Origin of the sequence: Galbibacter sp., from assembly GCF_035306585.1 — a bacterium.
Classification (GTDB): domain Bacteria; phylum Bacteroidota; class Bacteroidia; order Flavobacteriales; family Flavobacteriaceae; genus Galbibacter.
Window position 1 is genome coordinate 1 of sequence record NZ_DATGNU010000108.1, and the last position, 10208, is coordinate 10208.

A 10208-nucleotide genomic window follows, 5' to 3' on the forward strand; every position below is an offset into this window, starting at 1 on the left:
TCAATAAACAACTGCATTCCCTTTCTAATGAGTATTTGACTGTACTCCTCGTCTTTATTTTGAATTAAAAACCGTGCAAAAGTAGCCAGATAGGTATTTGGATTTGGCTCCTTATAAAGACTGTTTTTAATACTATCTTCATCCAGATCGTACTCATCACTAAATTTACTAGCTAATTTTTCAGGAATTTTATGATAATAGTAATCCCTTAAGAGCTGACGCCCAAAGTAATTTCCACTACAGTCATCCATTAGGATATATCCTAGTGAGGTCACTTTCTGAAAAAGTTCTTTACCATCCCAATAACTACAGTTAGATCCGGTACCTAAAATACAAACGATGGCTTGTTGATCAGGATCTACAGTGGCATATATTGCCGCATAGGTATCTTCCTTTACTTTTATTCGCGCATTAGTGAAATACTCCTTAAAAATATCTCCTAAAAATTTACGCATACGTTCGGTTCCGCAACCCGCACCGTAAAAAAACAATTGAGTAACTTCTTTTCGGTGCTTGTAAAGTTCGAAATTATTGGTCAAACGCTCTCGAATAATCTCCTTAGTCAACACCTCAGGACTTAATCCTAACGTCTTGGTTACAAAAAGCTTATTCCCCTGTTCATCCAAAGCAATCCAATCGGCTTTAGTCGCCCCACTATCTACGATTAAAATCATACTTGTTCTGAGTTATTAGCTAGCTTAAGTGCTTAATCTAAATATAAAATAGAAAGTAGTATATCACCAGGGAATAATTTAAGGTGTTAGCAAACCCTAAATTACTCCCCAAAAAGGTGAAACACAAATTAGTTTAGTTTATTATTTAGTACAAATAAAGCAGTGCAATAGCAATACTTAATTGAATTATAATGCAGTAATATACGCAGCTAGATCAACCAATTTGTTGGAATATCCAGTTTCGTTATCATACCACGAAACAACTTTAAAGAATTTAGAATTCAATTCGATTCCAGCACCAGCATCAAAAACACTCGTATCAGTTTCTCCAACAAAATCTTGGGAGACAACAGCCTCATCAGTATAACCTAAGATTCCTTTTAACTCGTTTTCAGAAGCGTGTTTCATCGCTTTTTTAATTTCCTCGTAGGAGGTCTCTTTTTCTAAACGAACAGTTAAGTCAACTACAGAAACATCCGCAGTTGGAACCCTGAAAGCCATCCCTGTAAGTTTACCCTCTAAAGAAGGAATAACTTTAGTTACCGCTTTAGCAGCACCAGTGGAGGCTGGTATAATATTTAAAAGTGCACTACGCCCTCCTCTATAATCCTTTCTTGAAGGTCCATCTACTGTTAATTGTGTAGCTGTAGTAGCGTGAACTGTTGTCATAAGTGCTTCTTCGATCCCAAAATTATCATTCAATACTTTGGCAAGTGGCGCTAAACAGTTTGTTGTACAAGAAGCGTTAGAAACAATCTTATCGGTAGCTTTAACGTCTTTATGGTTCACTCCCATCACAAACATTGGAGCATCTTTAGAAGGCGCAGATATAACTACTTTTTTAGCACCTGCATCTAGGTGATATTGTGCTGTATCAAGCGTGGTAAAAATTCCAGTACACTCCGCTACGATGTCGGCATCAACCTCGTCCCATTTCAAGTTTTTAGGATCTCTCTCAGCTGTAATTCTTACAGTTTTACCGTTTACAACTAGATTTCCGTCCTTTACTTCAATGGTTCCATCAAATCTTCCGTGAACTGAATCGTATTCCAAAAGGTAAGCTAAGTGCTCTACATCCAATAAGTCGTTGATCGCAACTACTTCTACATTAGATCTTTTTAATGTTGCTCTAAAGACCAATCTCCCTATTCGTCCAAATCCATTTATTCCAATTTTAACTGTTGACATTTTATTCTAAGTTTTAATTAATTTTTAAATTTAGTTATAATTTTTATGTTGACATGATTTCACAAACCCGCATTAGCTCCGAATCTACAGATGACTTTCCTTTTATCGCATCTATGATCGGGGTAATCACAATCTCATCTTTAATCATACCTACCATGTAATTCGATTTACCCTCCATAAGCGATTCCACCGCTTTTACACCCATTCTACTGGCTAGTACACGGTCGAAACATGTTGGTGCTCCACCTCTTTGCATATGTCCAAGCACAGAAACTCGAATATCATAATTAGGTAAATTCTCCTCGACGTATTCTGCAAGTTGGAATACGCTCTTTCCAGTTTTATCACCTTCCGCAACAACCACGATACTAGATGATTTCCCTGTCTTTCTACTGCGTTCCAAAGACTCTAAAAGTTGTTCTAACCCTCGATTGGCCTCAGGTATAAGGATCTCCTCCGCTCCTGCACCAAGACCTGCATTTAAAGCAATGTGCCCGCAATCTCTTCCCATCACCTCAATGAAAAACAATCGGTCGTGCGAACTCGCAGTATCGCGAATTCTATCAATGGCGTCCACAACGGTGTTTAATGCCGTATCGTATCCAAGGGTATACATGGTCCCGTCAATATCATTATCTATAGTACCAGGTATTCCTAGAACTGGAAAATTATACTCCTCGTTAAAGAGCATCCCTCCTGTAAAGGTTCCGTCACCTCCGATAAGTACTAATGCATCAATTTGATTCTTCACCAATTGGGCATGAGCTTTTGCACGGCCTTCTTTAGTTTTAAATTCTTGCGAACGAGCCGATTTTAAGAAAGTCCCTCCTCTATTAATGATATTGCGAACACTTCTAGCACTGAGATCTTCGAAATCCCCTTCTATGAGCCCTTGGTATCCTCTATAGATACCTACACACTCGATATGGTGATACGCGCAAGTCCTTGCGACTGCTCGAATGGCTGCATTCATTCCTGGTGCATCACCACCAGAGGTCAATACTCCTATTTTCTTGATGTTTGTAGACATTAAATTGTATTATTTTGGTACGTAAAACTACCAAAGAATTTTCAATTATATTGTATAGATTTCATTAAAAATCAATTATTAAACGAATCAATCGTTTTCGTTAGTAAATTATTAACAAATACACTGTTATATTTTAAAGAATATCTTCAAATATAAGGGATTTCTGCAATGTTTTCCCTGATTATCTGAGGTGTGAAAAAATAATCAGCTTTGGATAAAACCTATACTTTTAAAACAGTGAATCACCGATAGATCACTCCTTCTTTTTTGGTTTTTTGGTTTGAAAATTTACAAGACCATTACCCATGGTTTCTTCCTGTTGAACCTGGTCTTCTTCCTCGGGTTCTTCGAATCCAATTCCATTGGAATAACCCTCAGTATTTCCTTGTAAAATTCTTTTGACAAGTTCACGGAAAGTATCAAATTCTACTTGATAAGATAACCCAACTCCCTGCGTATAGCCTTGCTGTTGGGCAAAAAATTGTTGAATTTCACTTTCTCTATTGAAAATCCGAGCAATAAGGCTTCCATCATCATTTAAGAGAATCTGAATTTCCACATCACCAGCCACCACGGTTTCAGTCACGCCTCCCACAGGGACTCCTATTTTTCCGTTAATTAGTACACGTTCACTAATTTGGGTGGAAACTGTCACCCCAAGTCGATCCTCAGACACATAATCTAATTCTGGATTTCGCTCACCGATTTCATATGAAACACCCACATCAAATTTACCCTCTCCCGCATTTAACACCTGATTAAACAAGCTTGAGGCAGTTTGAACAAGGTTTCCAGTAACCGCTGTTTGATTAATACTTAACTCATCTAGAAAAACTCCTTGAGAGAGCAGCGAGAATGCCTGCAATTCACGCTTTGCGTTATCGTCTAAATGATATTGTAATTCTGAGGTAACGACAGCATTTGTATTGGGAAATGTGATTTCATAATCCAAAGTAGGCTGCATTAATTGGCCTTCTAGTCGAATGGTCACATCAGTAGCAATTTTTCTAGTAATCTGAGCATTGTCCATTAAAACACCAGGATTGGCGTAGAGTGAGTATTTGGCCGCAATATTCATATCTGCATCCTCCACTGGATCCCCTTCCCAAATGATCGTTCCACCAGGTTGTACTACAAAGCGTTTATTGATAAATCCACCATACTTAAACAAGAACTCCCCTGTATAGGTGATAAAGTCACCATACATATTAAATTTCCCATTGGTATTTATTTCAATAAGCAAGTTCCCAGCACCAGTTCCTTTTAAAGTACTTCTAGTCTTGGGATCCACCACAATTTCAATTTCAGCCTGTGGGGTGACATCCAAATCAAACTGCATTTCTATCCCCTGAACATCCGCCACTTTTCGTTTGGCTGCCTCCTCCTCCGTCTCATTTTTATCTATAAAATTGATAAAAGAGGTATCTCCAATTTCTGTAACATCACTTAGCGGTATCACAAAGCTCGTTCCCTTCTCAGTACGCGCGTTAACATCGATATTTAAAATCTCACTAGTGAGTCCATACAACTGTGCTGTACCGCTGATAAAACCAGTACCATAGTATAATTCATCTGGAGAAGACTGGGTATTTAACACCAAAAATCGTTCCCCTTTGGTATCCATATATAAATCCAGATACCAATCCTTAAAATGATCATAAGTGATCGAGCCACTTAAATTCATCTTGGTATTATAACGTGTGTCGGTAAAGGTGATATCTTCCAACACAAAAGACCTTCCTTTTAATTGAACATCCGCAAGCTTGGGCATATTCATATCAACATTTAAGTAGGGTATATTTAATCCGCCATCCTGGATTTGGAGCATACCACTCATCTGAGGGTTTCCAAGTTCACCGGTTATTCTAAAATCTCCCGATGCATAACCTCGTATATTGGATATTACATCCGCCCCTAATGGACTGAGTATTTCGAGGTTCAGATTATCCAAGTGCCCTTTCAAATCCACAAGTGTGGTATTTGGGTCCGCATTGATATCCCCTAATATATTGAGCGTTTCTTTAGAGTCCTCTACAATTTTTGCGTTCACCCCAAAATGCGTAAGGTCTTGATTCCCTAGTATAGATAAAAACAAATTACCCATTGGTAAATCATTAACTGCAAAATCAGAGATCTTAACATTGGAAGAGGGCGTGTATATCTTATTGCGTTGCAAGATATTAACATACCCATCTACTTTACCATCTAATTTCAAACTATCAATATCTGGAAGGATTTTATCCAGGGTGACATTTTCAAATTCAAGGTCTACATCTTTGTAGGTACTATCAATAAGCATTCCTTCAAGTCGAATTTGCTCCTCTTTGTAATTCATCACCACTTGACTAATATTCACTGTATCAAGGGTACGACTAAAACTTACCTTATTATCGGTATTATTATTAGCATTAATAATCCAGTCACGTCCTTTAAAACCTAGTCTAGAGCGTTTTAACCCAATTACCGATTCTTGCTTATCATTAAAAGTATGATAGAAATTAAGGTTGTAAATGTCATCGAACTGATTCCCCCCTTTGAATTCAGTTCTAAAAAATAAAGTGTCATCAATCTTGGTATTAATCAACCTAAAATCACTAACATCATAAATATTAGATTCAATATCACTGACCTCAATAAAGGTATTATAAAGCGGATTTTTATTATCTATTTCAATTTGGATATGATCAAATTCATTGCCCGAGGCACTAATTTTTGGTGAGCTAAAATTCAATTGGAAATCCTCTTGATCTGCATCTACAGATCCCCTAATTGAAGTGTTACTTCCAAATTCAAGTTGCGGGAAAAACACACCGACAATTTTATTGTAAATTTTAAAGTCAAAATCCACATATTGACCAGGAGCTACAGGTTCTGGATTATAATTGGTGTAGATACTTCCGATGGAATTCTTAATAATATGACCTAGTTCTCTGATGTGGTAATTCCCCCTTAAGGACCCGGTGATAATATCCGGAGAATTAATGGATATGATATGTTCCTGATCTACAAATTCGGAGGTAATAGTGAAGTCTTCAAAATAATAACTATCATTTTGATTCGTATAACTTGTCCTACGAAAATTCATCTCTCCAGCCAATTTATATAAAGAGTTTCCTGACATATCTGCGGTGATATTTCCTTTAAACAGAGAAATGCTGTCACGACTTACAAAGTTCAGTTTGTTTAAATCTACATTACGCACAGAGGCCACGAATTTAAACTCGTTCGTTGCTCCCGATAAATCAGCCAACCCCTTAAAACTAATATCAAAATTCTTATCCACCGATGTTATGGATCCATCAAAAAGCTGATCTTTTACAACACCTGAAACCTTGATGCCCTGATACTCATATCCATTGTAAACAATGGAATACAATTCTCCGATGACTTCCGTATTGAGGGTCTCCTGTTTAAAGCCAAAACCATCCACACTAACATCTAAATCTGTTTTACCAAGGAGATCATTTTCTAAAAAGGCTCCCATATCAAAATCTTGTAAGGACAAGATCCCTTTATAGGCAGCATCTTCCGATTGATCGATGTTTGTTAATGTCAAGTCAGAATACCCTTTTCCAATATCCGATATTAAATTCACCTTGGCATAAACTGACGCTTCGGTAATTCGCATATTGCCAAAGATGGAAAGTTGACCAAAGCGTTCAAAGGAGTTTGGAAGGGCTTTTCCTAAAATCCCAGGTAACAAGCCAATAAGCTGATGATAGTTGGATGAAACATTCCTAGCATGTACATCAATACTAAATTCTTTATCCTGTTCGAACATATTGTGAAACACAAAATCACCATCGATCAACGTATTGCCAGAGGTAAGGTACAGGTTATCCATTTCCAAATGATTCAAATAACCTGTGAAATCTGTGGACAATTCCACTTGTTTATCCTTTCCAAATTCATCAAAATACAAATTGATTTCATCAAGAGCCACGGTTGATTCTCTAAACTTGCCACTAATTTTAACCTTATTTAAAAAATCCTGAAAATCACCAGGTTCGTAATCGAAAACGGCCTGACCTTGAATATTTGATCCAGGGGTTTCAATACGTAAACTGTCCAAACGCATTTGAGATTTCGTATAAGAAAACGCGCTCTCGAGGTGATTTACCACCACGCCCTTTTTAGAGGTAAATTTTAAATCTCTAATATTTAAGCTCACATCTGGCCCCAGGATTAAAAAATCATTGGATTCTATATTTAAATTCTCTAGACCCAATATAACAGGGTTTTCATTATTCTCATCTATTAACCGATACTCACTATCCTTTACACTAATATGGGCAGAGGTCATTAAAAAAGGATTTTCCGGATCCCCTTCCCCTTCATCAAGTTTCTCTACAAAGACATCTAAATTGGTATGTTGCTCCCCCTTATAGGTTTTCATATTAAACAATAAGTGATTTACGGAAATAGCTCCAAATTCGAGATCCCCAGAAATTAATTCTCTGACATTTATAATCGAAGTATTTAGTTTGTCAATATAGATTAAGGTGTCCTTTTTATAATCCTCAACATATACACCCTTTACACTAACGTCCCCCCAAAAAGGAATAAAGTGAATTTCATCTATATTTATATTGGTACTATAGGTTTGGTTTAAGAAATTTGTGGCACGCTTAGCAAGTTGGGTTTGCACCACTGGTAGGGACAGAAAAAAACTTACCAAAACTAGTATCAGCAACAATGTAAGGAGCGTCCGAATTAATATTTTCCTTAGTTTTTTGATAGTCTTTTATGTTTTACCTTTGTTACTCCAATTTATTATTTCAAAGATATATATGAATACCCAAGATGTTTATATACTTGCCATAGAATCTTCATGCGATGACACATCCGCAGCTGTCCTTCTAAACGACCAGGTATTGAGTAATGTTGTTGCGAATCAGAAAATTCACCAAGAATACGGAGGAGTCGTTCCCGAACTCGCCTCCAGAGCACACCAACAAAATATTGTACCCGTAGTTCATCAAGCTTTAAGCAAGGCAAATATCGATAAAAAACAATTATCTGCAATAGCTTTTACTCGTGGTCCTGGATTAATGGGTTCTTTACTGGTAGGGACCTCTTTCGCAAAATCGTTATCTCTTGCCTTAGACATCCCCCTTATTGAGGTCAATCACATGCAGGCACACATCTTAGCACATTTTATAAAGGAGAATGACACACCCAAACCAACTTTTCCCTTTATTGCTTTAACCATCAGCGGTGGGCATACGCAAATTGTGAAAGTTAATAGTTTTTTCGATATGCAAATCATTGGCGAAACTCTTGATGATGCTGTTGGTGAAGCTTTCGACAAATCTGCTAAAATACTTGGACTTCCCTATCCTGGAGGCCCATTAGTAGACAAGCTCGCCCAAGAGGGGGATCCAAAAGCATTTCCATTTCCAAAACCTAAGGTAAAGGATCTTAATTTTAGTTTTAGTGGTTTAAAAACTGCTGTACTATACTTTGTTGAGAAACAAACCAAAATTCAAGCAGATTTTGTCCAGGAGAACCTTCAGGATATATGCGCTTCGATTCAACACACAATTATTAACATTTTAATGGATAAACTTAAAAAGGCATCTAAAAGTACAGGAATTAAGCACATTGCAATAGGCGGCGGAGTTTCCGCAAATTCAGGTATTAGAAAAGCCTTAAAGGAAGGGGAAAAGAAATATGGTTGGACAACCTATGTACCAAGATTTGAATACACCACTGACAATGCAGCAATGATTGGAATTGTAGGTTATTATAAGTATTTGGATAAATCCTTCACAGACCAAAGTGTCGCTGCTAAAGCACGATTTTCCTTATCATAAAACATTCAGAATGGACTCAATAGAGCTAGTAAACCCATTAAAGTCAACCCTATGCAATTGTTTTACGCACCCGATTTAGTTAAAACTTCCAAGGAATATCAATTTGACAAGGAAGAAAGTCGACATATACATAAAGTTCTTCGAATGACTATTGGGGATACCATTCATATCACCAATGGAAAAGGATGGCTCTTTGAAGCTACAATTTTGGCATCAGATGCCAAACACTGTAGTGTACAACTGCTCAGTTCAACCTTTACTAATCCTAAGGGGTATCGGCTTCATATGGCCGTTGCACCCACTAAAATGAATGATCGATTCGAATGGTTTTTAGAAAAAGCGACCGAGATAGGAATCGATGAAATTACTCCAATAATTTGTGATCATTCAGAACGAAAAGTGATCAAATTAGAACGTTATGAGAAAATCATTCAATCCGCTGCCAAACAATCTCTAAGTTCTTACCTCCCTTTACTCCATCCACCGAAAACTTTTAAGGAGATGATTCAAGAGGTTTCCAAAGAGGCTTCAGATCAACAGTTATTTATCGCACATTGTGTAGACCAACAGAAATTTCTTTTACAACACGCCATAAAGAAACAACGAGATGTTCTAATACTCATTGGTCCTGAAGGCGACTTTTCTACCGCTGAAATCAATACGGCTTTATTTCATGATTTTAAACCGGTAAGTCTTGGGGATTCCAGACTAAGAACCGAGACGGCAGCACTAGTCGCCTGTCATACCTTTGCCATAGTGAACCAATCGTAAACTAAAGTTTCAAATCCGTGGTGTTTTTCACCTCTTCAATCATAAACACGCTTTGGGTGCTTCCAATGTGACTCAGGGTGGTCAACTTTGAGGTCATAAACTCTCTATAGGCCTGCATATCTGGAACATGTACTTTCAACAAATAATCATAATCGCCACTTACGTGATAACATTCCAGTACTTCCTTAAGCTGAATGACTTGTTTTTCAAATCCCAAAAGTTGTTCCTTTATATGCTGGGTGAGCCTTATATGACAAAAAACCACAAAGGCCATGTTTGTTTTACGACGGTCGATTAAGGCCGTATATTTTTGTATAACCCCATGCTTTTCTAATTTTTTGATGCGTTCGTATACCGCTGTTTTAGATAAATTTAGCTTCAACGCTAACACTTTAGTTGTCTGTTTTGCATCGTGCTGAAGTAACTCTAGTAATCTTCTATCAATCAAGTCCAGTTTCATGGTTTGACTCATATTCTATAATTAATATTAAACCCTTGTGTTGTTAGATTAATTTACTAAATTATAAATTTATTTAGACAAATAATCTATTTTAATGTTACTCTATTGATAAACAAACTTAAATTTTAGACTTTTATAGTATAAAAGGATAATCATATGAAATTTAAACCAGCAAATAATATTCAGGATTTACAGTATTTCGGAGAATTTGGAGGGGTTAATCCTTCCATTTCAGATTCCTCTACGTATACTTTTCTTTCTGCTAAAAC

At 37.0% G+C, this 10208-nt stretch carries 7 protein-coding genes; 2 read left to right on the plus strand and 5 right to left on the minus strand.

Features of this window, described 5'->3' with window-relative positions:
- The 4 genes from VKY50_RS10165 to VKY50_RS10180 form a co-directional block, all read right to left on the minus strand.
- Nucleotides 1-674: N-acetylglucosamine kinase (locus tag VKY50_RS10165; RefSeq protein WP_324301476.1), on the minus strand; the 674-nt coding region annotated here is incomplete at its 3' end.
- 186 nt (nt 675-860) lie between these two features.
- Entirely contained in the window at nt 861-1862 is a 1002-nt protein-coding gene (gene gap, locus VKY50_RS10170; RefSeq protein WP_324301478.1) for a type I glyceraldehyde-3-phosphate dehydrogenase, read from the minus strand.
- A gap of 43 nt (nt 1863-1905) precedes the next feature.
- Nucleotides 1906-2892 (minus strand): 6-phosphofructokinase, encoded by a 987-nt coding sequence (gene pfkA / locus VKY50_RS10175; protein WP_324301480.1) that lies wholly within the window; start codon nt 2890-2892, stop codon nt 1906-1908.
- 253 nt (nt 2893-3145) lie between these two features.
- Nucleotides 3146-7540: a translocation/assembly module TamB domain-containing protein gene (locus tag VKY50_RS10180; RefSeq protein ID WP_324301482.1), complete on the minus strand. Its 4395-nt coding sequence runs from the start codon at nt 7538-7540 to the stop codon at nt 3146-3148.
- A gap of 142 nt (nt 7541-7682) precedes the next feature.
- On the opposite strand from VKY50_RS10180, the gene tsaD reads away from it, so the two are divergent.
- The gene (tsaD, locus tag VKY50_RS10185) at nt 7683-8708 is read left to right on the plus strand and encodes a tRNA (adenosine(37)-N6)-threonylcarbamoyltransferase complex transferase subunit TsaD (protein WP_324301484.1); all 1026 of its coding nucleotides are present in this window, start codon (nt 7683-7685) and stop codon (nt 8706-8708) included.
- 51 nt (nt 8709-8759) lie between these two features.
- Nucleotides 8760-9479 (plus strand): 16S rRNA (uracil(1498)-N(3))-methyltransferase, encoded by a 720-nt coding sequence (locus tag VKY50_RS10190; RefSeq protein WP_324301486.1) that lies wholly within the window; start codon nt 8760-8762, stop codon nt 9477-9479.
- Between the two features lies 1 nt (nt 9480).
- On the opposite strand, the gene VKY50_RS10195 is transcribed toward VKY50_RS10190, so the two are convergent.
- Nucleotides 9481-9951, minus strand: a complete 471-nt coding sequence (locus tag VKY50_RS10195) for an Lrp/AsnC family transcriptional regulator (protein WP_324301487.1) — start codon at nt 9949-9951, stop codon at nt 9481-9483.
- Nucleotides 9952-10208: the final 257 nt, after the last annotated feature.